This is a genomic window from Mesorhizobium sp. M7A.F.Ca.CA.001.04.2.1, assembly GCF_003998485.1.
Lineage (GTDB): Bacteria > Pseudomonadota > Alphaproteobacteria > Rhizobiales > Rhizobiaceae > Mesorhizobium > Mesorhizobium ciceri.
This window is the reverse complement of the sequence record NZ_RZQT01000088.1, coordinates 1-23,731: the sequence shown is the minus strand read 5'-3', so window position 1 is coordinate 23,731 and position 23,731 is coordinate 1. Positions and strand designations below refer to the sequence as shown.

Below are 23,731 nucleotides of genomic sequence, written 5' to 3'. Positions count from 1 at the left end.
ACAGGGTTTCTGCTTGTCGAGGAGCGCGGAGATCTCGTCGGCGTTGAATTGCTTGTCATCGGATTTCGGCTTCGACGACGCTTCCTTGACCGGCTTGTCGGCGTCCTTGCGCTCCGGCGCCTTGGCGCTTTCGGCCTGCGCCGGCTGCGGCTTCGGCCGCGCTTCCGGCGCGGGAGCGGAATCCGGCAGCTGCGTCGCCTCGGCGGGCGGCTCCTGCGCTATGGCTTCAGCGACGGCGTCGGGCTTGACCTCGGGCGTCGGATCGATGGCAGCGGTCTTGTCCTGCGGCGGCGGGGTCGGCGCCGGCTTGGCCGGGGTCGGCTTGGGATCGGCCTGCTTGACCGGCTCGGGCTTGACCTCTTCCTTGGGCGTCGGCGCCGGCGCCACTTCCGTTGCCGGGGTGGGCTTGGGCTTCTCCTGCGGCTTCGGCACGTCCTCGGGCTTCGGCTTTTCGATCGGGGTCGGCGCGGGCGGCGGAGCCGAGGTCATGTCGACGGGCTTCGGCTTGGCTTCCGGCGTTATCGGCTTGTCGGTGTCGACGCTGTTCTCGCCGACCTTCTGCGCATCCGGAACGATGTCCGGGCGCTGCGTCGGCACAGGCGCCGGCTTTTCATGCATCACGGCCTTCTTGTCGCCCTGCAACGTCTGCGCAATGGCTTCCATCGGCACGATATCGACCGCGACCGACTCGACGTCGGACGACGGAAGTGCCGCCGGCGCCGTCAGCGTGAACAGGCCGAAGGTCAGCGCCGCCGTATGCAAGATCACCGATGTGGTGAGGCCGGTCTTCATCGCGCGTCTACTGGTCCTGTTCCTGCAGTGAAACCAGGCCGATGTTCTTGTAGCCGGCGGCCGAAATGCGGGCCATCACCTTCATCGCCGTACCATAGTCGGTGGACTTGTCGCCGCGGATGAAGATGCGCTCCTCATAGCCGGTCTTGGAAATTGCCTGCAGCTTGGCTACCAGTTCCTCGATCGGGATTTCGGTTTCCTGCAGGTAAATCTGGCCGGCGGCGTTGATCGAGACGGTGATCGGCTGCGTGTCGGCATTCATCGCCTTAGCCTGCGTATCCGGCAGGTCGATCGGCACGCCGACCGTCAGCATTGGCGCCGCGACCATGAAGATGATCAGCAGCACCAGCATCACGTCGACCATCGGCGTGACGTTGATCTCGGACATCAGTGCATGGTGACGGCCGCGCCGCCTGTGGCCGCGCCCGCCGCGTCCTGCCATGCCCATGGACATACCCATCTGCTACTCCTCAGGCCTTGGGGGCCACTTTTTCATCGATTTGGCGCGAGAGTATGGCGGAGAACTCGTCGGAGAACCCTTCCATGCGCACGGCTATCTTGCTCGCATCGGACGACAGCTTGTTGTAGGCGATGACGGCGGGAATGGCGGCGAGCAGGCCGATGGCCGTCGCCAACAGCGCTTCGGCGATGCCCGGCGCAACCACGGCGAGACTGGTATTCTTGGAGCCGGCGATCGCCTGAAACGACGTCATGATGCCGATGACGGTGCCGAACAGGCCGATGAAGGGTGCCGCCGAGCCGGTGGTGGCAAGGAAGCCGAGGCGGCCTTCCAGCTTTTCCATCTCGCGGGTCAGCGCCAGGTCCATCGCCTTGTCGATGCGGGTTTGCAGGCCGAGCGGCGACTTGGCGCCCTTCTCGAAACTCTTCTTCCACTCGCGCATGGCCGCCACGAAAATGGCGCCCATGCCGGTGGTCTTGCGATCGGCGAGCGTGCGGTAAAGCTCCTCCAGCGACTGCCCCGACCAGAACACCTGCTCGAACCGGTTGAGCGCCAGCCGCATGCGGGCATAGGAAACCAGCTTGTCGACGATGATCGCCCAGGTCCAGACCGAGGCGCAGAGCAGGCCGATCATGACCAGCTTGACCACCCAGCTGGCCGAAACGAACAGCGACCAAACCGACAATTGCGCGCCCGGATCGGCGAGTGCGATATTTTCCATCGTTACGTCCTTAAGATTTTCCGGGCGAAGCTGGCGGCTGGCCCCTGGCATCCCTTGTGGTCGGTTCGCACGAAGCTACCGGAACAACCCCAAACTGTGCCGTTGTCGGCCTTTTCAGGGCAAATATTGGTGAAAGGAAGGCGTTCGATAACGCCAATCTTCACCAATCTCTTCATGAACCGTTATGGTTAAGGATGGGTTAGTATATAAGGCGCGGCGCATTGCCACGCCCGCACAGTTGTAACGCCATCATCCAAGCGCGAAGTCAGGATGGGTTGAGATTCAGGTCAGGCCGAGCCGAAAGCGGCGGTTTCCGAGAACCGGAGCGGAGGGTACTTGAAGCACCCGAGCACCGGAAGCGCAGGGAATCACCGTTTGCAGGCCGGCATCACCTGAATATCATCCCATCCGGGGCATGAATGCCGCCACCCATTCCTTGGGAAAGCGCCTTGGGCGGCCATTCTCGCCGATGATCGCCGCCTCGACCTTGGCCTCGACCAGCACCTCGTCGCCGCGCTTGAGCTGTTGCGCCATGAAGATGCGCGCGCCGGAAATCTCCTCGGTGCGGGTGTCGACGGTCAGGATGTCGTCGATGCGGGCCGGGCCGCGAAAGTCGATCTCCATGCGGCGCACCACCCAGACTATTCTTTCGCCATGCTTGCCGTCGGCAAGCTCTGTGTGGTGCACGCCGGTCAGCCTGAGATAGTCGGAGCGGCCGCGTTCGAAGAATTCGAGATAGCGCGCATGATAGACGACGCCGGAGAAATCGGTGTCGGCATAGTAGACCCGCGCCATCAGCCGGTGGCCGAACGCCGTCAGCGCACCGGAAAGCCCGGCCAGCAGCGTCGCCGATTCACCATGATCGCCCATTGCGCTTCCTTTTTTAGTCCCGACGAGGCACCAGTTTCCCGCGGAACATAACATCGGATGGCACTGTTGACGGCGATGATCAAGAGTTTGACGGCGGCGCTGTTCGTGTTGGTGGCTTTGGCGCTGCCTGGCCAGACCGCGACATTCTCGATGAAGCGCGGCCTCAATCTCGACCAGTGGGTCACCTGGCCCGGCGAGGACCAGTGGGGCGACGCCAAGGCCATCCTGCCCTATCCGGAGTGGCGGAAATTCCTTGGGGAGGACGACCTCAAGGCGTTGAAGGATGCCGGCTTCGATTTCCTGCGCATGCCGGTCGATCCATCGCCCTTTCTGTCCGACCAGACCGTGGCCTTGCGTGACGATCTCTATGCCAGCGTGCTGGACTCGGTGCGCATGATCAACCGCGCCGGGATCAAGGTGATCGTCGACATGCACCTGATCCCGGCCGGCGGCAGCCGCAAGATCGGAATGGCTGAAGTGATGGGCGACCCACGGACCTTCGACGCCTATGTCGAGATGGTCCGCAAGATGGCCCGCACGCTGGCCAGCGAAGATCCCGCCCAGGTCGCCTTCGAGCCCATGAACGAACCGATCGTGGACTGCGACAGCGACGGCACCAGCCTGTGGCCGGACCGCCAGCGCAAACTGTTCGCGGCGGCGCGATCCTCGGCTACGAAACTGACCCTGGTGCTGACCGGCGCCTGCTATTCCGCCGCGAGTTCGTTGGAAAAGATCGACCCGAAGACGATTCCGGACGACAACGTCATCTGGACCTTCCATTCCTACGATCCGTTTCTGCTCACCCATCAGGGCGCAACCTGGGCCGGAGACTTCATTCCTTACGTGACCGGCCTGCCCTATCCGCTGAGTGCGGTGCCCAAGGCACAGCTCGACGTGACGCTCGACACCATCCGCGCCAGGATCAAGGCCGAGGCGCCATGGACGCGGCAAAGCGGCCTGCTTGCCTATCTTGACGAACAGGTCGCCAGCATGGACAGCCCCGACAGACTGCTCGGCTTGGTGGATGCGCCGTTCGAAAAGGTCGAGGCGTGGGCGAGGGCCAACGGCGTCAAGCCTGGAAACATCACGCTGGGCGAGTTCGGCATGATCCGTCAGGAATACGGCAATTCCTATGTGATGCCCGCCGGGTATCGGGCCGCCTATGTCAGGGACATGATCGCGCGTGCCGAAGCACATGGCTTCTCATGGTCGGTGTGGAGCTATGGCGGCGCCTTCGGCATCGTCGATGCCTTCAACGGCGACAAGGCCGAGCCGGATGTGATGGACGCGATCAAATCGCTTCACTGAGGCGATCTGGATTTAGCCAAGGTCGATCGACAGGATTTCCGGCCGCATCCCGAAACGCACCGGCAATATGCTGAAACCGAGCCCGCCGGAGACGATCAGATTGCGATCGTTCTCGACGACGTGGCCATAGGCGTAGCGGTTGCCGAAACGCGATGGCACGACCGGCGAATAGCCGAACAGCCGAATTTGTCCGCCATGGGTGTGGCCGGACAGGGTCAGCGAGACGCGCCACGGCACCTTCGGAAAAATATCCGGCTCGTGCGCAAGCAGGATGATGGGCGAGGTGTCGCTGACCTTGGCCAGCGTGCCGTCGAGATCGTCCAGCCCCGTGAAGCCGGCGCGGTCCCTGGTCGGCAGCAGAGCGAGCTGGTCGGCGAGCCCCGCAATCCACACACCATGCCCATCCTTTTCCAGGCGCACGACATCGTTCTCCAGCACCGGAATGCCGACTTTCTCCAGGGCCTTGCGCGCTACGGTCGGGCCGGCCCCGGCGCGCTGCGCGAAGCCATCTGCCCACCAGTCATGGTTGCCGAGAATCGAGAGCACGCCGAGCGGTGCCTTGAGGTCCGAGAGGGCGGAGGCCCATTGCGACGGCGTCACCGGGCCGGTCACCAAGGGCATGCCGGCGATATAATCGCCGAGCAGGACGATCACGTCCGGCTGCAGGGCATTCGCGTCTTCGACAAGTGAGGCGATCCGCTCCGGCGTCATCCATGGCCGGCAGGCATGGATATCGGCAAGCGCGACGATGTGCAGCTTCAGGCCATCAGGCCAATGCGGCGGCGTTAGCGCATAGCGTTTCACATGCGTCAGCAGCATCGGCTCTATGCCGGCCGCATAGGCGCTGAACGCGGCAACCGACAGAACCGACCCGCCGATGAAGCGCAGGAATCCGCGTCTGGTGATCATTGCGTGGCTCCGGCAAACCATCGGAGCGAGATTGCCCCGGGATGGCACCGCCACCAGAGCCGACGAATGCGCCGGCAAACCGACGAAGCCGAGGATATTTTGCGCAGGCCGCTCACAGATCCTTTGTCGGCCCGGAACCTGCGCCTGATCGCCCTGAGCGCTATTCTTCCTGGAACAGGTTGATCTGCTGTTGCGCCAGATCCTTCGGCGCGTCGAGGCCGAGATGGCGCCAGGCATTGGCCGTCAGCATCCGGCCGCGCGGCGTGCGCTGGATGAAACCCTGCTGGATCAGATAAGGCTCGATGATATCCTCGATGGCGTCGCGCGGCTCTGACAGGCCGGCGGCGATCGTCTCGATGCCGACCGGCCCGCCGCCGAAATTGCGCGCGATCATGCTGAGGTACCGGCGGTCGAGCGCGTCGAGGCCGAGCGCGTCGACTTCCAGCCGGGTCAACGCTTCGTCGGCGATCTTGCGGTCGACATGGCCATCGCCGGCCACCGAGGCGAAATCGCGCACACGGCGCAACAACCGGCCGGCGATGCGTGGCGTGCCCCGCGCGCGCCGCGCGATCTCCAGCGCGCCGTCGTTGCCGAGCGGCATTTGCAGGATACGCGCGCCACGCCGCACGATCTGCTCCAGCTCCTCGACCGTGTAGAAATTGAGCCGTACCGGAATGCCGAAACGGTCGCGCAGCGGATTGGTGAGCAGGCCAAGCCGCGTGGTGGCGGCGACGAGGGTGAAGCGGGCGAGGTCGATCTTGACCGAGCGCGCCGCCGGGCCTTCGCCGATGATCAGGTCGAGCTGAAAATCCTCCATCGCCGGATAAAGGATCTCCTCCACCGCCGGGCTCAGCCGATGGATCTCGTCGATGAACAGCACGTCGCCTTCCTCGAGATTGGTCAGCAGCGCGGCAAGATCGCCGGCCTTGGCGATGACCGGACCCGAGGTCGAGCGGAAATTGACGCCGAGCTCGCGCGCCATGATCTGCGCCAGCGTCGTCTTGCCGAGACCAGGCGGCCCGACGAACAGCACATGGTCGAGCGCCTCGCTGCGGCTCTTGGCGGCCTCGATGAACACTTTGAGATTGGCCCGCGCCGCCGCCTGGCCGACGAAATCGTCGAGCGTCTGCGGCCGCAAGGTCTGCTCGGCATCCTCGCCGCGTTTTTCCGGTGCAATCAAGCGGGGCGACAGGCTCATGCCGCCTTCCTTGCACACGGCAAGGGGCTGAACAAGCGGCGGCTCACCGCGCAAGTTCCTTCAGCCCGAAGCGAATCAGCTTCGGCGCATCGGCATCCTCGCCCGCCGTCTTCAGCGCCGCCGCCACCGCATTGGCGGCCGTGTCGCGCGAATAGCCGAGATTGACCAGCGCCGAGACCGCATCGGTGATCGGCGCGGATGCCACGCCGTCGCCGAGCTCCTGTTTCAGGCCGATGGTGCCCGAAGCGGTTCCGGCATAGGCCGGCGCCTTGTTCTTCAGTTCGGTGACGATGCGCTCGGCCACCTTCTTGCCGACGCCGGGTGCGCGAGAAACCATGGCGATGTCGCGCAGCGCAATCGCATTGGCGAGGTCGGCCGGCGCCAGCGTCGACAGGATGGCCAGCGCCACCTTGGCGCCGACGCCGGGAACATTGTTCATCAGCAGCCGGAACCACTCGCGTTCCAGCACTGACTGGAAGCCGTAGAGCCGCAGCATGTCCTCGCGGACATAGGTCTCGATGAACAGCACCACCGCTTCGCCGGGCGAAGGCAGCGCCGCCAGCGTGCGCGCTGAACAATAGGCGACGTAGCCGACGCCATGGATATCGACGAGGCAATGATCCTCGTCGACCTCGTCCAGCGTGCCCTTGAGCTTGCCGATCATTGGACGCAATCCCCGTTAGGGATGAGTATCGGGCGTGATGAGCTCGACATCTGGAAAGTACTTTCTGAAACCTGCGGGATCGCGAGTAAGAATGGGATAGCCTCGGATGGCAGCGTGAGCCCCAATCAAGAAGTCGGGCATCACCTTCTCTCGAGGTCCGCCCAACCGCCGATAGACCGAGAACGCTCTCGACGCAGCAAAGGCCGCCTCGAACGGGAGACTTTCGCGCCGGAACTCGTCTTCAGGCAAGGCATCATCGACATCGTCTATCGCCTCATAGCGCATCGAAAACTCGGCGTAGATAATCTGATTGATGACCAGGCTGCCTTGCTCGAGGGCAGACACCATTTTGGACCACGACCACTTTGACCAGACGGGATCGCGAACGGCGATATCGACAAGCACGTTGGTGTCGACAAGCGTCGCCAAGATTAGCGATCCCGGGTCAAAGCCATGACGGCATCGGCATTCATTGTCTGATCGCCGCTGCCCTCAAGCCGATCGAGCGCAGCAAGAAAACGATCGAGTCTTTCGCGGTCGGCCAACCGCCCCTTGTCATGCTTCGGCGTGATCGTGATCTTGCCGCCCTCGATGCCGAAGATGACTTCGCTGTTGGCGCCAATCCCAAATGTCTCCCGCAGATCCCGTGGGATTGTCACTTGACCTTTGCTCGTCACACGCATGAAACACCCCTTTCTTACAAGTAAGGATTATTCCAACCCGGTGAACAAGTCAAGAACATCGCTATCCAGCGAGTGCCATCCGGTAGGCCACGCTTTGCCGGTGATGCGCGTGGCAGATGGCGATGGCGAGCGCGTCGGCGGCATGCTCGGTATCGAAAATGGCTTTCGGCAACAGCACCTTCACCATCATGTGGATCTGCTTCTTGTCGCCATGGCCGACGCCGATCACCGCCTTCTTGACGGCGTTGGGCGCATATTCGGCAACGACAAGCCCGGCACGCGCCGGCACCAGCATGGCGATGCCGCGTGCCTGGCCGAGCTTCAGCGTCGCCACGGCGTCCTTGTTGACGAAGGTCTGTTCGACCGCCGCCTCGTGCGGCATGGCGGCATGCAGGACTTCGGCAAGCCCGTCATGCAGCTGGCACAGCCGCGTTGCCAGCGCGGCCTTATCGTCTGATTTCACAGTGCCGGAAGCAATGAAGCGCAGCGAATTGCCGAGGCTTTCGACGATGCCCCAGCCGGTGCGCCGAAGCCCGGGATCGATACCGATGATGCGAATCGCTTCCGCCATTTGCCGAGTTTACCTCCGGCGGACAGCGATGCCAGCGAAATGTGAACAAACCGGAAACAGAAGGCGGACCGCGGTCTAACCCCGAGCGAAAGCCGTGTTGAGCAGGCTGATCTGGTCGGAAACCGGGTTGGGGCGGCGAGCCATCGGTTGCATGTCGACCATGGCGCCGGAGCCATAGATCTCGTCGTCCATGCGGCGCACCAACGCTTGCAGGCGCAGCGAGCGGGTGACGAGGTCGAGGAAATCGTCGGGCAGTTCGGCCCAACCGGCGGCTTCGTCATGGGCGGAAGCGGTGTCGAGGCGCACCTTGGACTTTTCCGATGCCACCTGGTCACGGGTCATCTCGCCGGAATTGGCGGCGCGCTGCAAAAGCAGCCAGGAGGCAACCTGCATCAGCCTGGTGGTCAGCCGCATCGATTCGGCCGCGTAGAGCGTGGCGGCCAGCCGCGACAGCTTCTTCGCCTCGGCCCGGCCCTTGCCGTCGAGATATTCGGCGGCCTGTTCGACCAGACCCATGCCTTCCTGATAAAGCGGCTTGAAGGATTGCGAGAAAACCCGGCGTTCCGCCAGCTTGACGGTTTTCGCACTGCCCTTCGAAGGCTCGTTCATTGATACGCCCCTGCACTTGCAACCGGCCGATTCGGCTCCCTGCCGATACACCCGGAACCCTATCTGACTGAAGCTTGAAAATGCGCTTCGTCACCGGTGAAGGCAAGCACATGTTTAACAGAAGGTTAACGGCACCCCTGTCGGGCGGCCCCGCTGGGGTGCGGACAAAAAAGAGAAATCGAGACAAAAAAAGAGCCGCGGATAAGGCGGCTCTCAGGAGTTTAACAGGGAGGCGTCAAACAAAGTGGCTCCAACCACTCGGTAAGAATCCAGATCACTGGATGAACATAGTAAACACCTGTAAAGCTTAATGAAGCCTTAACGGTGCGGATGTTTTTTGACCGAACGCCGCCATACTGTGCCGTAACAGCACAGCATCTCCTGCGTCAGGCTCGGTCAAGCGGTCTTCCAGACCGCCGGCACAGCCTCACCTTCCCTTAGGCTCGGCTCAAGCGGTCTTCCAGACCGCCGGCAAGGCGATGAAGGCGAACAGCAGCATGGCTGCGTAGAAGCCCATCGAGGAGGCCGCCACCAGCGGTTCGATCGCGGCATTGCCGGCAAGCAGGAAATAGAGGCCGATCAGCAGGCCGATGCCGCTGACCGCCGTCAGCCAGAAATGAACTGTGGCGAGCGTCTTCTGCCCGATTGCCGGAAACAAATGGTAGAAGAAGGCGAAGACCGCCGACATCAGCCATCCGGCCACCATCGTGTGGGCGTGGGTCGGCATCTGGCCGTGATCCTGGCTGATCGCCATGTACAGGCCGAGCGCCATGCCGCACAGCGAATAGATGATGGCCAGCGTGAAGAAATTCCGTGCTATCCCTTGCATAATGGTCCCCCGAATTGCCTTTTCCCGCTTGCGGGAATGGGTTGATCGTCAGGCGATTGTTGTCGCCACCGGGCTCCCGGCATTGGCGCACTAATATCGGCAGCGTATCCAGACGATGTCGCGCCAACCCCATCCCGACGATTCGTACATTAGCAGAAAATCAGATAATGCGTTCACAATCTGCGACCTCGCGCGTTGGCCGTAAGCTGAAACAGAGCCGGATTTTTCGCGACATCGTTCCGAAACAGGCGCCACGCTAAACGCCCGCTCCTCTGACGGCCGGCGCAAATCAGCGCCGCCGCAAACCTGACCGGACACTGCAGGAGCAACCCATGGACTGGTACTCGATCGTCAAATTCCTCCACGTCACTACCGCCATTCTGTGGGTCGGCGGTGGCTTCGTACTGTTCCTGCTGGGCATGCTTGCCGAGCGCGCGGGCAACATCGAGGAAAAGCTGCAGGCAATGCGCGCCAGCGGTCAGCTGGGCGGCAGGTTCTTTGCGCCGATGTCGATGCTGACGCTGATCTTCGGCCTCATCATGTGCTGGTTCTGGGTCGGCTTCTCCGATTTGTGGGTAGTCATCGGCCTGGCGGGATACGCCACGACCTTTTCGATCGGCATGTTCATCTTCAAGCCGACCGGGGAGCGCATGGGCGCAATGATCGCCAAGGAGGGCGTCACGCCAGAGGTTCTTGCCATCGGCCAGCGCATGATGAGCGCGGCACGTTTCGACTATGCGGTGATGCTGGTGATCATTGCCGACATGGTGCTCAAACCGACCGTGCATGACATCGGCATCCTTGCCGGCATGGTGCTGGTCGTTATGGTCGGCGCGACACTGGCTTTTGGCGGCAACCGTCGTCTGGTGCCAAGCGCCGCCTGACCCCTAATGACGGGGCGGCTGCGCGGCGGCCTTTCTACATCAGGCCGACAATGCCATCCCACAGCAGCTTCAGCGCCACGACCGCGACGGTTGCGTAGGTGAAGGGATAGAAGGTTTCCGGCCGCATGCGGCGCACCAGCCACGCTCCGGCGATGGTCGACAGCGGCGCCAGCGGCATCAGCACCGCCGATGCCGTCAGATTGGCGGTGTCGAACTGGCCGAGCGCGAAATAGGGCACCAGCTTCAGCGCGTTGGTGGCGGCAAAGAAGATCGCTGCGGTGCCCGACAGAACTTTCGGATCGAGACGGATCGGCAAGGCATAGACCTGGAAGGGCGGACCGCCGACATGGGCAACGAAGCTGGTGAAGCCGGCGACCGTGCCCCAGGTGGCGGCGGCCACGCGGTTTGGCGCGGCCGCGTGATCGGCGCCGTGGCGGAACTGCAGATAGAGCCAGCGCAGGACGAAGATGATGGCGACGGCGCCAACGATCAGCCGCACCGCCTCTTCGGTCACCAGTGCCGCCGTAAGCCAGCCAAGGCCGATGCCGATGACGGCGCCCCGCATCATGTCGACCAGCATCTTGCGGTCGTAAACGCCCCACCACGTCCACACCGAGACGATGTCCATCAGGCACAGGATCGGCAGCAGGATGGCCGCCGCCTGCACCGGCGGCATGGTCAGCGCCATCAGCGGCACGCCGACGAAACCGACGGCACCGCCAAAGCCGCCCTTCGACAGGCCGACCAGAATGACCGCCGGAATGGCGGCCGCATAGAACCACGGATCGAGAAGCAGGCCTGACATGGGAGGGGACTGGTCCGGAGGGAAAGCGTGTCGACGCTTGAATAGCCCAGAATATCGGGCGGAGCGACAGCAAATATGAGCGTGGCGGCCGCACATGCGGGCCGACGCAGGCCTGTGCCTACCGACGCGCCGAGACCAGCAGGAACATCGGCCGCTCGAGCTCTTCCGCCAGTTCGGGTTTGGCCGCAATCTGCTCTGATGTCGGACGGAACTCCTCGACATGCGCGATGGTGAAGCCGGCCTGCAGGAGAGCGTTGAGCGTGGTGCCGATCGTGCGGTGATGTTTCACCACGCCCTTGGCCAGCCAGTCCGTGCTGCGCGGTCCTTCCACCAGATACTGGTCGACAGGCCACGTCTTTCGGCCTTCGCTATCGATCACCCAGCCGGGTTTGGTCGGCGCCATGAAGATCGGATGTTCCGTCGAAAAGACGAAATGCCCGCCAGGCGCCAGGGCCCGATGCACGGTCCCGAACAGACGCGACACATCCTCGACATAGTGCAAGGCGAGCGAACTGTAGACGAGATCGAAGCTGGCTTCCGGCAGGCTGAGCCGATCGAGATCGGCCGTCTCATAGCTTATCCCTGCATCCGGGCCGGCGGCCCTTGCTCGGGCAAGCATCTTCTCCGACAGGTCCAGGCCAAGCACCTGCGCCGCCCCATGCTCGCGTGCCCATCGGCAGAACCAGCCGAAGCCGCAGCCGAGATCGACGACCCTCAAGCCGCCGACATCGGGCAGCATCGCGCGCATCGCCGGCCACTCGGCGGCACCCTCCAGCCCTTCGACCGAACGGCCGAGTTGGCTGTAGCCTGCGAAGAAATCCTCACGGTCGTATATGTTCTGCGCCATGACAGTCTCGGTCTCATTTGGTCGGCACACTAACCAAGCGGCCACCGGCTTTCCACCCGGCTCGATCAGGAGGCATGCAAGACCTTTGCCCTATCCCGAGAAGCAGCCGCGTCCAGCGGTGGCGGCCGCCGCCGGATCGGCTGCGCCTTGATGATGGCGGTGCTTGTCTCCGCCTTGTCGGCGATACGGTCGAGAATCCCGTCGAGATCGCCGATCGAGCGTACGAACAGCCGGGCGACGAAGCAGTCATCGCCCGTCACCTTGTCGCATTCGCCGAATTCGGGGATGTCCTCGATCAGCTTCTGAACGATGTGCAGCTTCCCCGGCAGAGGCCGGATGCGCACGATCGCCTGCAAGGTATAGCCGAGCGCGAGCGGATCGATCTCGACGGTGAACGCCCGGATGACGCCGCGCTCCTCGAGTCGTCGCAGCCGCTCCGAAACGCTTGGCGACGACAGCCCGACCTGGGCGGCCAGCTCCTTCAGCGAGGTCCGCGCATCCTTGACCAGGATTTCAAGGAGATTTCGGTCGAGATCGTCCAGCATCTTTTTCCTTTTCCCGACAGCTGGGAGCTTTCCCCTAATATAATTAGGCCAATAGGCCATACACCCTTTCCAATCTGATGGAAAGCTTCGCGACCGCATGAGATTATGGCGGCTCAACCGATACGGAGGTTTGTTGTGAACGAGACAGTACGCGGCACGGTCGAAATGTCCGCCGCAATGGCCATCCTGGGAACGATCGGATGGTTCGTCGTCCTGTCCGGCCAGCCGATCATGGATGTGGTGTTTTGGCGTTGCGCTTTCGGGGCGCTGACGCTGCTCATCATCTGCGCCGGGCTGGGGTTGCTGCGCAACAGGCTGTCGCTGCGCATCATCGGCATCGCCGCGCTCGGCGGCGTCGCCATCGTCTTCAACTGGCTTTTGCTGTTCAGCGCTTTCTCGCGCGCGTCGATCTCGATCGCCACCGCCGTCTACAACACGCAGCCCTTCATGCTGGTCGGCTTCGGCGCGCTCTTCTTCGCCGAGCGGCTGAGCCTGACCAAGCTGACCTGGCTGACCATCGCCTTCGCCGGCATGGTGCTGATCGTGCAGTCGGCTCCCGATGCCGGCCCCAATGCCGGCATGGCCGGCACGGATTATTTCACCGGCATCGTCATGGCATTGGCCGCGGCCTTCTTCTGGGCCGTCGCCGCCATCGTCACCAAGAAGCTCAAGGGCACGCCACCGCATCTGATTGCGCTGATCCAGGTCTGCGTCGGCGTCGTCATGCTGGCGCCGTTCGCCAATCTATCCCGGCTTCCAGCCGATGCCTGGAGCTGGACCATGCTGGCGACGCTCGGCATCGTCCACACCGGCCTGATGTACATCCTGATGTACGGCGCCATCCAGAAGCTGCCGACGCATCTGCAGGGATCGCTGTCGTTCATCTATCCCGTCGTCGCCATCCTGGTCGACGTCGTCGCCTTCGGCCATCGGCTGCATCTGAGCCAGGTCGTCGGCGCCACCGCCATCCTGATCGCCGCCGCCGGCATGAATCTCGGCTGGACGCTGTGGAAGGGCAAACCGCCCGTCGCGAGCCCGCACCCGATCAAGTGAAGCGGCCCGCCGGCTGCCCGGCGGATCAAACATCGCGATCCCGGCTGCCCGCCTGTTCAAGGCGGGCACTTTGCTCTATGCCGCAATCCAACCATCTTCGCCCGGCATAGGCGAAACGCGGGACCCGAAGAACCATGAATGAAGCAACGCCCCCCAATCGCTGTCGCATCGTGCTGATCGCGCCGCCCGGCGTGCCGGCGGCCCGTATTGTCGCGGCATTCGATGGTGGCGATGTCGCTTCGCTGATCCTGCCCGAGAACGGCATGGATGAAGCCTCGTTCCAGGCTTTCGCCGAACGGATCGTGCCGGCAGCGCAAGCCGCCGGCGTTGCTGTCATCATCGCCGGCGACACCCGCATAGCCGGCCGCGTCCAGGCCGACGGCATCCATGTCGAAGTCTCCAAGGCCGAACTCGCCGAGACGATCGAGCATTTCCAGGCAAAGATGATGGTCGGCACCGGAGGCGCCAAGACGCGTGACGATGCGCTCGAGCTTGGCGAGACGCGGCCAGACTACATTTTCTTCGGCCGCTTCGGCTACGACAACAAGCCCGAACCGCACCCGCGCAACCTGTCGCTCGGCGCATGGTGGGCGGACATGATCCAGATCCCTTGCATCGTCATGGCCGGATCCGACATCGCCTCGGTCGAAGCCGTGGGCGCCACCGGCGCTGAATTCGTGGCGCTGTCGAGCGCCGTGTTCGCCGACGGCACCGACCCCAGGACAGCGGTCGCCACCGCCAACGCGCTGCTCGACGAGACTGCGCCGCGCTTCGAGGACTGAAATGTCATCGGCGACGCTTCCCCTCCAGGCTCTGCTTGCGGTGCTGATGGTCCAGGCGGCGGCCGCGGAGACCATCCCCTTGCCGCAGCCCAAGCCGGAAATCGGCGTCCACGCCGATAAGCCGATCGACAAGCCGTTGCCGCAGCCCGCCACCACGGCCGAACCTGTGCCGCTGCCGTCGGCCGACGCCGTCAATCCCGACCGCTTCGGCGCAAAACCCGCCGACGCGGCCTATGGCGCCTTTCAGCGCGGCCTCTACAAGACAGCTTACAATCTGGCATTGGTCCGGGCGCAAAACGGCGACCCGGCGGCGCAGACCCTGGTGGCCGAGATCCTGTCGCGAGGTCTCGGTGTACCGGTCAATTCGGCGCAGGCGGCGAAATGGTACGCCTTGGCCGCCGAACAGGGTGTGCCGGAATCGCAGTTCCAGTATGCGCTGATGCTGCTCGACGGCCGCTATGTCAAAAAGGATGGAAAAGAGGCCTACGCCCTGATGCAGGCCGCAGCCGAAGCCGGCAACCGGCTGGCGCAATTCAATTTCGCGCAGATGCTGGTCCAGCAGGACCCCGGCGACGCCGGTATGGCCAAGGCGGTCTCCTACTATGAACGCGCCGCTGCGACCGGCCTCGCGGACGCGCAATATGCAATGTCGCAGATCTACGCCAACGGTGTCGGCGGCAAGCCACGCGACGATGCCCAGGCAAGGCGCCTGCTGGCTCAGGCCGCAAGGCAGAACTACGACACCGCGCAAATCGATCTCGCCGCCTGGATGATCGAAGGCCGCGGCGGTGCGCGCGACCTGAAATCCGCCTTCGGCTGGATGAAGCAGGCGGCGGAGGGCGGCAATGTTGCCGCCCAGAACCGCCTGGCCAAGCTCTATATGCAAGGCATCGGCACCGATCCGGACCTGGTCCTTGCCGGTGCCTGGTACATCATTGCCCGCCGCGCCGGCCTCATCGATCCGCAGATGGACGACTTCCTGCAGGGGCTGGACGACGACCAGACCAAGCAGGCGCTGCAGAAGGCCAACCGGCTGCCTTGACGGCGGCCCGCGCGGTCATTGCGAGTGTCACCTCGGCTGCCCTCGCCTGGCACCAACCTGCCCGCTCCCTTGCCTCTTCTGGCGATTTGTGGTCTTGGGAGCCCGAAATCGCTTTCCCAGCGAATATCCCTTACCGACGGCGTGGCCGTAGGCATCATTCCGGATCATCTCATCATGGCCAAGATCAATGGCAACGAAATCCGTCCCGGCTATGTCATCGAGCATGATGGCGGCCTTTGGGTGGCGGTCAGGACCAACACCGTCAAGCCTGGCAAGGGCGGCGCCTACAATCAGGTCGAACTGAAGAACCTCATCAACGGCACCAAGCTCAACGAGCGCTTCCGCTCGGCCGAGACGGTCGAACAGATCCGGCTCGACCTGAAGGATTTTTCCTTCCTCTACGCGCAGGAAGACGCCCTGGTGTTCATGGACACCCAGAGCTACGAGCAGCTCGAATTGAACAAGGATTTCGTCGGCGATCGCGCCGCCTTCCTGCAGGACGGCATGATGGTAACGGTCCAGCTCTACGAAGAGCGGCCGATCGGCATTTCGCTGCCCGACTATGTGACGCTGACCATCACCGAGGCCGACCCGGTGGTGAAGGGCCAGACGGCGGCATCGTCCTACAAGCCGGCGATCCTGGAGAACGGCATCCGCGTCCTGGTGCCGCCCTTCATCGGCGCCGGCGAACGCATCATCGTCGACACCAACGAAATCACTTACGTGCGCCGCGCCGACTGACGCATGTCGCCCAACAGTGGCCCGGTTCCGGGTCACCGACATGCATCGAGGCAGAATTTAAAGCGCAGCACCGGGAAAAAGCACTATGGCACGCTCAGCCCTTCTCAACGTCATGGTCCAGGCCGCAATGAAGGCCGGCCGCTCGTTGTCGCGCGACTTCGGCGAAGTGCAGAACCTGCAGGTCTCGATGAAGGGCCCCGGCGACTATGTCAGCCAGGCCGACCGCAAGGCCGAGGACATCGTCTTCGCCGAACTGTCCAAGGCACGGCCCGGCTATTCCTTCCTGATGGAGGAGCGCGGCGTGGTCGAAGGCGACGACGGCCAGCATCGCTGGATCGTCGACCCGCTCGACGGCACCACCAATTTCCTGCACGGCATTCCGCTCTTTGCCGTTTCGATCGCGCTGGAGCGCCAGGGCCAGATCGTTGCCGGCGTCATCTACAATCCGGCGATGGACGAACTCTACACCTGCGAACGCGGCGGCGGCGCCTTCATGAACGACCGCCGCTTGCGCGTCGCCGGCCGCATCAAGCTGGTCGACACGGTCATCGGCTGCGGCATGCCGCATCTCGGCCGCGGCCACCACGGCAATTTCCTCGTCGAGCTGCGCAACGTCATGGCCGAGGTTTCCGGCGTCCGCCGCCTCGGCTCCGCATCGCTCGATCTCGCCTATGTCGCTGCCGGCCGCATGGATGGCTTCTGGGAAACCGGCCTGTCTGCCTGGGATATCGCCGCCGGGCTGCTTTTGATCCGCGAGGCGGGCGGCTTCGTCTCCGACATGGATGGCGGCCAGGACATGCTCGACAACGGTTCGGTCGTCGCCGGCAACGAGATCATCCAGCGCGCTTTGCTCAAGGTCGTGAAGAAGCCGCTCTCCTCTCGTTGACAGGCAAGCCGCGCCGACAAACCGCCGCGCTGATGCGCCGCAGTCGCAAAACCGCAACGGAAGCTTGAAATACTGGCCGGCATGCGCCCAGATTGGAGGGCGCGGCGCAGGAACCCGGCTTAGTGAGAGACAACGAACCCTACCCCGATATCCCGTTCATCGGACGCTGGCACTATTCGCGTGCCGAGATGATCGCCGACGGTATCGTCCACGCGGTCGGCATCGTGCTGGCGATATCGGCCGGTTCCGCGCTGCTGGCGCTGGCGGCGTTTCGTGTCGGACCCGGCGAATACATCGCCGCCGCCTTCTACGTGGTTTCGCTGCTCACCGTGCTCTCGGTGTCGATGACCTACAATCTGTGGCCGGTCTCGTCGCCGGCAAAATGGGTGTTGCGGCGTTTCGACCACGCCGCGATCTATCTGCTGATCGCCGCGACCTATACGCCTTTCCTGGCGCAGCTCGAAGGCTCGCCGTTGGCGCGCTGGATGATCGTGCTGGTCTGGACCGCGGCAGCGCTGGGCATTGCCATCAAGGTGTTCTTTCCCGGCCGTTTCGACCGGCTGGCGATCGGCTTCTATCTCGCCATTGGCTGGAGCGGCATCATCCTGGTCAAGCCGCTTGTCCAGACGCTACCGACGACATCGATAGCGCTGATCGTTGCCGGCGGCATCGTCTACTCCTGCGGCGTCATCTTCTTCGCCTGGAAGGGGCTGCGCTTCCACAATGCGCTGTGGCACGGTTTCGTCGTCACCGGCGCCAGCCTGCATCTGGCCGCCATGGTCGACTGTCTGGTCATCAATCGCCTCTGACACTATCGACGCGGCAATATTGCCAAGCGCCATTCAATTTGGTCACAATTCCGTTTAGAGTCGCGGTTTACGTGATCGGCGGCGGCATCGGAAACGGGGCACGGATGGCTTTTCTCAGATCCTTCGGCATGGGCAGACGTTCTGATGTCCTGATCTACGACCCACATAAATTATCGAGCCCGCAGGTCTTTCTGCTGACCATGGTGATCTTCCTGGTCATCGTCGCCTTCATCGCCGCCATCCTCACCCGACAGATCTCAACCGCCTTTGGCAGCAATCCCGGCCTCAATGGCCTGATCGTCGGCGTGCTGGTGGTCGGCATCCTTTTGGCCTTCGCCCAGGTCGGGCGACTGTTTCGCGAAGTGCGCTGGGTCAACTCCTTCCGTGCCGGCTCGGAGACGACCGAACCGGTGCTGCTGGCGCCGATGAAGGCGATGATCGGCCGTTCCTCGGCGATGGCCTTCTCGACCAGTTCGATGCGCACCATGCTCGATTCCATCGCCACGCGCCTCGACGAAAGCCGCGACACCTCGCGCTATCTCGTCGGCCTGCTGGTGTTCCTCGGCCTGCTCGGCACCTTCTGGGGACTGTTGAACACCATCGGCTCGATCCGCGAAACCATCGAATCGCTCGATCCCGGCACCGGTGACGCCGCCGCGGTGCTCGATTCCCTGAAGCAGGGGCTTTCGGCGCCGCTGGCCGGCATGGGCACCGCCTTCTCGTCCTCGCTGTTCGGCCTCTCCGGCTCGCTGGTGCTCGGCTTCCTCGACCTGCAGGCCGGCCGCGCCCAGACGCGCTTCTACACCGAACTGGAAAACTGGCTTTCCTCGGTCACCGACCTGTCGTCGGACATCGTCGTCGCCGACCCGGCCAAAACCGAATCCTCCGACGAGATCCGGGTGCTGTCGGAACGGCTGCGCTCGATGCAGGAGAATGGCGGCGGCTCCAACCCGCGCGTCGCCACCGCCATGGCCAATCTCGCCGACGGCATTTCCGGCCTGGTCAAGAATATGCGCTCGGAACAGCAGATCATGCGCGACTGGGTCGAGGCCCAGTCCGACGAGCAGAAGGCGATGCGCAACACGCTGGAAAAGATCGCCGATGCCCTGAAGAAGCCCGGAGTGCACTGACGTGGCACTCGCCAGGGGCCGGCGCACCGATCGCCGCATCGACTACTGGCCGGGCTTCGTCGACGCGCTGTCGACGCTGCTTTTGGCGATCATGTTTCTGCTCACGGTCTTCGTGCTGGCGCAGTTCCTGCTGGGACGCGAAATCTCCGGCAAGGATACGGCGCTCTCGCGCCTCAACTCGCAGATCAACGAACTGACCCAATTGCTGGCGCTGGAGCGCTCGACGGCGCAGGACAAGGATGATTCCCTGGCCAATCTGCAGGCGTCGCTGTCGGCCGCGCAAGCGGAAAAGAGCCGGCTCGAACGATTGCTGGCGCAAGGTGCCGGTGCCGGCGACGCCGCCAACCAGCGTGCAGCGGCGCTCGGCGGCGAACTCGACAGCCAGCGCCAGATCAGCCAGCAGGCGCTGAGCCAGGTCGAGATCCTCAACCAGCAGATCGCGGCGCTGCGCAAGCAGATCGGCGCGCTCGAGGATGCGCTCAACGTCTCCGAAATCCGCGACCGCGATTCCAACACCAAGATCGCCGATCTCGGCCGCCGCCTCAACGTCGCGCTGGCGCAGCGCGTGCAGGAGTTGAACCGCTACCGCTCCGACTTCTTCGGCCGTTTGCGCGAAATCCTCGCCGACCGCGAGAACATCCGCATCGTCGGCGACCGCTTCGTCTTCCAGTCGGAAGTGCTGTTCCCAACGGGCTCCGAGGTGATCAACGATGCCGGCAAGGTCGAGATGAAGAAACTCGCCGACGCCATCATCGAGTTGCAGAAGGAAATCCCGCCCGAGATCAACTGGGTGCTGCGCGTCGACGGCCATACCGACAACAAGCCGCTCTCCGGCACCGGCCGCTACCGCGACAATTGGGAACTGTCGACGGCGCGTTCGACCTCGGTGGTGAAATTTCTGATCGAGAACGGCGTGCCGGCCAACCGCCTGGTCGCGGCAGGCTTCGGTGAGTTCCAGCCCCTCGATCCCGCCGACACCGAAGAGGCGCGCAACAAGAACCGCCGTATTGAACTGAAGCTCACCGAACGTTGATCCAAAATCACGCGAACTTGTTCGCCGGTTCAACCCTAGGGCGCAGATGGACGCCGGCAAGGCCTGAAAAGATTATCTTTTTTTAATTACACATTGTCGCAGGGCGGTCCTAGCCTGCCGCCCGGGCCGAGAACCGCCGGCGATGAATCCCCCCTCATCGCGACGCGACGGAACCGGACGGCCCAAGGCTGGAAGGCAGGCGGACAACCGCCGCCTCCCTCTACAAGAGGAGACGCGTGATGCGCTCTTTTACTCCCAAGACCTCGCTTAGAACTGCAACACTCACGGCGCTCCTCATCGCCGTTCCGCTTGCTGGCGCCTATGCCGCGGGCCATCACAAGGGCGCTCTCGACGCGACCGATCCAACCGATATGACTGGCCCGCGTGTCGAGGCGCTTATCCAACAGGTGCAGGGCGTCCGGCAGGGCATCGTGGACGCAAGACGGGCCAACAACATCACCCCGGCTGTGGCGGAACGCCTGGAAATGCGCACGGCCCACATCAATCAGGCGGCCGAGAAAGTCGCCGCCTCCGATCACGGCAGGATACCGGCCGCGCAATACCATGATCTGCTGCGCCGTCTCGACAATGTCGACCAGCGGCTGATGATCGACACCGGCAGCGGCTTCATGATCGGCGACGGCGCCGACGGCGGCAATTACCCGAACGGCTGAGGCCATAGCGCCCGAAACGGTCCAAGAGGAAGGAACCGCCTGGCGCCTTCGAGAGCGATCCCGCGGGCGTCCTTTTTACCAGCCGAGCAATACCGCGATCAGGGCGATCACCGCCGGCACGGTCTGGATGAACAGGATCTTGCGCCCGACCGTTGCCCCGCCATAGAGGCCGGCAATGGCCACGCAAGCCAGAAAGAAGACCTTGACCTGGAAACCGGCCGCACCAAGGTATAGCCCCCAGATCAACCCGGCGGCGAGGAACCCGTTATAAAGTCCCTGATTGGCCGCGAGCACTTTCGAGGCACTGGCGAATTCCGGGGTCAGGTTGAAAGCCTTGTGCCCGCGCGGCGTGTCCCACAGCACCATCTCCAGATAGACGATGTAGGCATGGATCAAGGCCACCAGCCCGACCAGGATGTTGCCGATCATTTTTTCCCCCTTGATGTGTTGCCGGCAGCATTTCATGCGTGGCCTCGCCTGCGCAAGGTGCATTTGCCGGACGGCATCCGAGGGTTGCCAACGCTTTTGCGTTGGTGTCTTTTCGCGCGTCCCAATCACGGAAGTCGCCATGTCCTTTCAGAAACTCGACGACCTCGGTCACAAGCTCGAAGCGCTCGAGCATGCGCTGGCCATCCTCGGTGCCGATGAGGCCACGCACATGGCCGTCGGCGGCGGCGAGAAGCGTGCCGAGGCGATGTCGGCACTGGCCGGCATGTATCACACCAGGGCAACGGCGCCCGAGATAGCAGACTGGATCGCCGCGGCCGAACAGGAAGCGCTGGGCGAGGAGCAGCGCGCCGCCGTCTCGGAACTGCGGCGGCAATACACCAACCTGACCTGCCTGCCGGTCGAATTCGTCGAACGCCAGACGACCGCGCGCATGCGTTGCGAGCAGCTGTGGCGCGGCCTGCGCGCCAAGAACGACTGGGCAGGCTTCCAGCCGGCGCTGGAGGGCGTCGTGGCGCTGGTGCGCGAGGAGGCGACGCTGCGTGCCGATGTGCTCGGCCTGGCCCCCTATGACGCGCTGATGGAGCAGTACGACCCCGGCAACCGCACCGCCGACATCACGCCTGTGTTCAGCGACCTGAAGGCTTTTCTGAAAAGTTTCGTGCCGGAGGCGCTGGCGATCCAGGACGCACGGCAGCGCAAGCGCCCGCTGAAGCCGCTTTCGGGCACCTATGCGATCGATCGGCAGCGCGAGCTCGGCCTTGCCATGATGACGGCAGTCGGCTTCGACCTGACGCATGGGTCGCTGTCGGTGTCGCACCACCCTTTCTGCGGCGGCGTGCCGAGCGACGTGCGTATCACCACCCGCTACAAGACGTCCGACTTCCTGTCGGCGCTGATGGGCGTGCTGCACGAGACCGGCCATGCGCTCTACGAACAGAACCTGCCCAAGGCATGGTCGCACTGGCCGCTCGGCAAAGCGCGCGGCATGGCCGTGCATGAAAGCCAGAGCCTGTTCGTCGAGAAGCAGCTAGGCCGCAACCCGGCCTTCTGGCGCTGGGCGCTGCCAGTGGCTGAAAAGCATCTCGGCGAAGCCTGGTCGCTCGACGACATCCTGCCGCACGTGCATCGCGTCGGACGCGGCCTGATCCGGGTCGATGCCGACGAGGTGACCTATCCCCTGCATGTCATCCTGCGCTACGAACTGGAACAGGAACTCGTCTCGGGCCGGCTGGAGGTGGCCGATCTGCCCGAAGCCTGGGACGCCAAGATGCGCGACTACCTCGGCCTTTCCACCATCGACAACCCAGCCGACGGGCCAATGCAGGACGTGCATTGGCCAGGGGCAGCTTTCGGCTACTTCCCCTCCTACACGCTTGGCGCGATGATGGCGGCACAGCAATGGGCGGCGCTGACGCGGGAGCATCCTGCCGCCGACGAGGATCTCGCCAAAGGCAATTTCGAGGCGATCAACGACTGGCGCCGCCAAAAAATCTGGTCACAGGGGTCACGCTGGTCGACGCCGGACCTGCTCGAACGCGCCACCGGCGAAAAGCTCAATGCCACCTATTTCGTGAACCATCTGAAACAGCGCTATGGAGCCGCATAGCGGCTCTCGCCACAGCGGCAGATCTGCCTATTCCGCCGCGCCCCTGAAAGCACTGGCGCCGGTTTCAAACTGCAGCTTGGCCAGCCGCGCATAGATGCCGCCCTTGGCGACAAGGCTCTGATGCGTGCCTTCCTCGACGATCGAGCCGCCATCCATGACCAGGATCCTGTCGGCCTTCAGCACCGTTGCCAGGCGGTGGGCGATGACGATCGTGGTGCGGCCATGCATCAGCCGTTCCAATGCCGTCTGCACGAGCGTTTCGCTTTCGGCGTCGAGTGCCGAGGTGGCCTCGTCGAGCAACAGGATCGGCGCGTCGCGCAAGATGGCACGGGCGATCGCAACCCGCTGGCGCTGACCGCCTGACAGCGTCACGCCGCGCTCGCCGACTTGGCTGTCATAGCCCTTTTCCAGCTTGAGGATGAATTCATCGGCAAGTGCATCCTTCGCCGCCGTCTCGATTTCGGTCTTGCTGGCTCCCGGCCGGCCGAAACCGATATTGTCACGCGCGCTTGCCGCGAAAATGGTGACGTCCTGCGGCACGATGGCGATGCGCTGGCGGACCGAAACGGGATCGGCCTCGCGCACATCGACGCCGTCGATCAGGATCTTGCCTGTTTCGGGATCGTAAAAACGCAGGATCAGCGAAAACACCGTGCTCTTGCCGGCCCCTGACGGCCCGACGATCGCCACCGTCTCGCCCGGCATGACCTGAAAGCTTAAGCCGTGCACGGCGGCGCGGTCGGGCCTTGCCGGGTAGGAGAAGGAGATATTGTCGAAGACGATCGCGCCCTTGGCGACGGCCGGCAGCGGCTTCGGATCGGCGGGAGGCT

At 63.6% G+C, this 23,731-nt stretch carries 29 protein-coding genes; 12 read left to right on the top strand and 17 right to left on the bottom strand.

Annotated elements, in window-relative coordinates:
* From EN955_RS23910 to ybgC, 4 genes are all read right to left on the bottom strand, one after another.
* A partial coding sequence (locus tag EN955_RS23910) for a hypothetical protein (RefSeq protein WP_127223465.1) occupies nucleotides 1-792 on the bottom strand: 792 nt, incomplete at its 3' end.
* Nucleotides 793-799: 7 nt separating this feature from the next.
* Nucleotides 800-1,252, bottom strand: a complete 453-nt coding sequence (gene tolR / locus EN955_RS23905) for a protein TolR (protein WP_013529146.1) — start codon at nucleotides 1,250-1,252, stop codon at nucleotides 800-802.
* A 10-nt stretch (nucleotides 1,253-1,262) separates the two neighbouring features.
* A complete protein-coding gene (tolQ, locus tag EN955_RS23900; protein WP_013529145.1) occupies nucleotides 1,263-1,973 on the bottom strand; it encodes a protein TolQ in 711 nt (236 codons plus the stop codon).
* Between the two features lie 399 nt (nucleotides 1,974-2,372).
* Nucleotides 2,373-2,843: a tol-pal system-associated acyl-CoA thioesterase gene (gene ybgC / locus EN955_RS23895; protein WP_013529144.1), complete on the bottom strand. Its 471-nt coding sequence runs from the start codon at nucleotides 2,841-2,843 to the stop codon at nucleotides 2,373-2,375.
* A 57-nt stretch (nucleotides 2,844-2,900) separates the two neighbouring features.
* Here ybgC and EN955_RS23890 point away from each other — a divergent pair, with 57 nt between their 5' ends.
* Nucleotides 2,901-4,151 (top strand): cellulase family glycosylhydrolase, encoded by a 1,251-nt coding sequence (locus tag EN955_RS23890; RefSeq protein WP_024502923.1) that lies wholly within the window; start codon nucleotides 2,901-2,903, stop codon nucleotides 4,149-4,151.
* 12 nt (nucleotides 4,152-4,163) lie between these two features.
* Here the strand turns inward: EN955_RS23890 and EN955_RS23885 are convergent, their stop codons facing one another.
* From EN955_RS23885 to EN955_RS23850, 8 genes are all read right to left on the bottom strand, one after another.
* Nucleotides 4,164-5,060, bottom strand: a complete 897-nt coding sequence (locus EN955_RS23885; protein ID WP_024502922.1) for a metallophosphoesterase — start codon at nucleotides 5,058-5,060, stop codon at nucleotides 4,164-4,166.
* Nucleotides 5,061-5,220: 160 nt separating this feature from the next.
* A complete protein-coding gene (ruvB, locus tag EN955_RS23880; RefSeq protein ID WP_013529141.1) occupies nucleotides 5,221-6,258 on the bottom strand; it encodes a Holliday junction branch migration DNA helicase RuvB in 1,038 nt (345 codons plus the stop codon).
* Between the two features lie 43 nt (nucleotides 6,259-6,301).
* A complete protein-coding gene (gene ruvA / locus EN955_RS23875) occupies nucleotides 6,302-6,922 on the bottom strand; it encodes a Holliday junction branch migration protein RuvA (protein WP_013529140.1) in 621 nt (206 codons plus the stop codon).
* 15 nt (nucleotides 6,923-6,937) lie between these two features.
* Nucleotides 6,938-7,351: a type II toxin-antitoxin system VapC family toxin gene (locus EN955_RS23870; RefSeq protein ID WP_013529139.1), complete on the bottom strand. Its 414-nt coding sequence runs from the start codon at nucleotides 7,349-7,351 to the stop codon at nucleotides 6,938-6,940.
* A 2-nt stretch (nucleotides 7,352-7,353) separates the two neighbouring features.
* A complete protein-coding gene (locus tag EN955_RS23865; RefSeq protein ID WP_013529138.1) occupies nucleotides 7,354-7,605 on the bottom strand; it encodes an AbrB/MazE/SpoVT family DNA-binding domain-containing protein in 252 nt (83 codons plus the stop codon).
* 61 nt (nucleotides 7,606-7,666) lie between these two features.
* The gene (gene ruvC, locus EN955_RS23860; RefSeq protein ID WP_024502921.1) at nucleotides 7,667-8,176 is read right to left on the bottom strand and encodes a crossover junction endodeoxyribonuclease RuvC; all 510 of its coding nucleotides are present in this window, start codon (nucleotides 8,174-8,176) and stop codon (nucleotides 7,667-7,669) included.
* Nucleotides 8,177-8,251: 75 nt separating this feature from the next.
* Nucleotides 8,252-8,785 (bottom strand): DUF1465 family protein, encoded by a 534-nt coding sequence (locus EN955_RS23855; protein WP_024502920.1) that lies wholly within the window; start codon nucleotides 8,783-8,785, stop codon nucleotides 8,252-8,254.
* A 448-nt stretch (nucleotides 8,786-9,233) separates the two neighbouring features.
* Nucleotides 9,234-9,614: a hypothetical protein gene (locus EN955_RS23850; RefSeq protein WP_013529135.1), complete on the bottom strand. Its 381-nt coding sequence runs from the start codon at nucleotides 9,612-9,614 to the stop codon at nucleotides 9,234-9,236.
* Between the two features lie 332 nt (nucleotides 9,615-9,946).
* On the opposite strand from EN955_RS23850, the gene EN955_RS23845 reads away from it, so the two are divergent.
* Entirely contained in the window at nucleotides 9,947-10,498 is a 552-nt protein-coding gene (locus EN955_RS23845) for a DUF2269 family protein (RefSeq protein WP_024502919.1), read from the top strand.
* A gap of 34 nt (nucleotides 10,499-10,532) precedes the next feature.
* Here EN955_RS23845 and EN955_RS23840 read toward each other — a convergent pair whose 3' ends face one another.
* The 3 genes from EN955_RS23840 to EN955_RS23830 all read right to left on the bottom strand — a co-directional run bounded on the left by EN955_RS23840 (nucleotide 10,533) and on the right by EN955_RS23830 (nucleotide 12,695).
* Complete coding sequence (locus EN955_RS23840) at nucleotides 10,533-11,303, bottom strand: sulfite exporter TauE/SafE family protein (protein ID WP_024502918.1); 771 nt, start codon at nucleotides 11,301-11,303, stop codon at nucleotides 10,533-10,535.
* A 118-nt stretch (nucleotides 11,304-11,421) separates the two neighbouring features.
* On the bottom strand, nucleotides 11,422-12,150 hold the full coding sequence (locus EN955_RS23835; RefSeq protein WP_024502917.1) for a class I SAM-dependent methyltransferase: 729 nt from the start codon (nucleotides 12,148-12,150) through the stop codon (nucleotides 11,422-11,424).
* Between the two features lie 65 nt (nucleotides 12,151-12,215).
* Nucleotides 12,216-12,695 carry an Lrp/AsnC family transcriptional regulator gene (locus EN955_RS23830; protein WP_013529131.1) on the bottom strand — a complete coding sequence of 160 codons (480 nt, stop codon included), beginning with the start codon at nucleotides 12,693-12,695 and terminating at the stop codon, nucleotides 12,216-12,218.
* A gap of 135 nt (nucleotides 12,696-12,830) precedes the next feature.
* On the opposite strand from EN955_RS23830, the gene EN955_RS23825 reads away from it, so the two are divergent.
* The 9 genes from EN955_RS23825 (at nucleotide 12,831) to EN955_RS23785 (ending at nucleotide 20,845) form a co-directional block, all read left to right on the top strand.
* On the top strand, nucleotides 12,831-13,748 hold the full coding sequence (locus EN955_RS23825; RefSeq protein WP_024502916.1) for a DMT family transporter: 918 nt from the start codon (nucleotides 12,831-12,833) through the stop codon (nucleotides 13,746-13,748).
* Between the two features lie 134 nt (nucleotides 13,749-13,882).
* Nucleotides 13,883-14,530 (top strand): thiamine phosphate synthase, encoded by a 648-nt coding sequence (locus EN955_RS23820; RefSeq protein WP_024502915.1) that lies wholly within the window; start codon nucleotides 13,883-13,885, stop codon nucleotides 14,528-14,530.
* 1 nt (nucleotide 14,531) lies between these two features.
* A complete protein-coding gene (locus tag EN955_RS23815) occupies nucleotides 14,532-15,572 on the top strand; it encodes a tetratricopeptide repeat protein (protein ID WP_024502914.1) in 1,041 nt (346 codons plus the stop codon).
* A 174-nt stretch (nucleotides 15,573-15,746) separates the two neighbouring features.
* Nucleotides 15,747-16,313, top strand: a complete 567-nt coding sequence (efp, locus tag EN955_RS23810; RefSeq protein ID WP_013529127.1) for an elongation factor P — start codon at nucleotides 15,747-15,749, stop codon at nucleotides 16,311-16,313.
* Nucleotides 16,314-16,398: 85 nt separating this feature from the next.
* On the top strand, nucleotides 16,399-17,199 hold the full coding sequence (locus tag EN955_RS23805; RefSeq protein WP_013529126.1) for an inositol monophosphatase family protein: 801 nt from the start codon (nucleotides 16,399-16,401) through the stop codon (nucleotides 17,197-17,199).
* Between the two features lie 122 nt (nucleotides 17,200-17,321).
* Complete coding sequence (locus tag EN955_RS23800; protein WP_027162532.1) at nucleotides 17,322-18,008, top strand: hemolysin III family protein; 687 nt, start codon at nucleotides 17,322-17,324, stop codon at nucleotides 18,006-18,008.
* Between the two features lie 104 nt (nucleotides 18,009-18,112).
* Complete coding sequence (locus tag EN955_RS23795) at nucleotides 18,113-19,138, top strand: MotA/TolQ/ExbB proton channel family protein (RefSeq protein WP_013529124.1); 1,026 nt, start codon at nucleotides 18,113-18,115, stop codon at nucleotides 19,136-19,138.
* Nucleotide 19,139: 1 nt separating this feature from the next.
* A complete protein-coding gene (locus tag EN955_RS23790) occupies nucleotides 19,140-20,171 on the top strand; it encodes a peptidoglycan -binding protein (RefSeq protein ID WP_013529123.1) in 1,032 nt (343 codons plus the stop codon).
* Nucleotides 20,172-20,410: 239 nt separating this feature from the next.
* Nucleotides 20,411-20,845, top strand: coding sequence for a hypothetical protein (locus EN955_RS23785; protein ID WP_024502913.1), 435 nt, complete (start codon nucleotides 20,411-20,413; stop codon nucleotides 20,843-20,845).
* Between the two features lie 75 nt (nucleotides 20,846-20,920).
* Here the strand turns inward: EN955_RS23785 and EN955_RS23780 are convergent, their stop codons facing one another.
* Nucleotides 20,921-21,274 (bottom strand): DUF1304 domain-containing protein, encoded by a 354-nt coding sequence (locus EN955_RS23780; protein WP_024502912.1) that lies wholly within the window; start codon nucleotides 21,272-21,274, stop codon nucleotides 20,921-20,923.
* Between the two features lie 139 nt (nucleotides 21,275-21,413).
* On the opposite strand from EN955_RS23780, the gene EN955_RS23775 reads away from it, so the two are divergent.
* Nucleotides 21,414-22,901, top strand: a complete 1,488-nt coding sequence (locus EN955_RS23775; protein ID WP_024502911.1) for a carboxypeptidase M32 — start codon at nucleotides 21,414-21,416, stop codon at nucleotides 22,899-22,901.
* A 27-nt stretch (nucleotides 22,902-22,928) separates the two neighbouring features.
* Here the strand turns inward: EN955_RS23775 and EN955_RS23770 are convergent.
* A partial coding sequence (locus EN955_RS23770) for an ATP-binding cassette domain-containing protein (protein ID WP_127223464.1) occupies nucleotides 22,929-23,731 on the bottom strand: 803 nt, incomplete at its 5' end.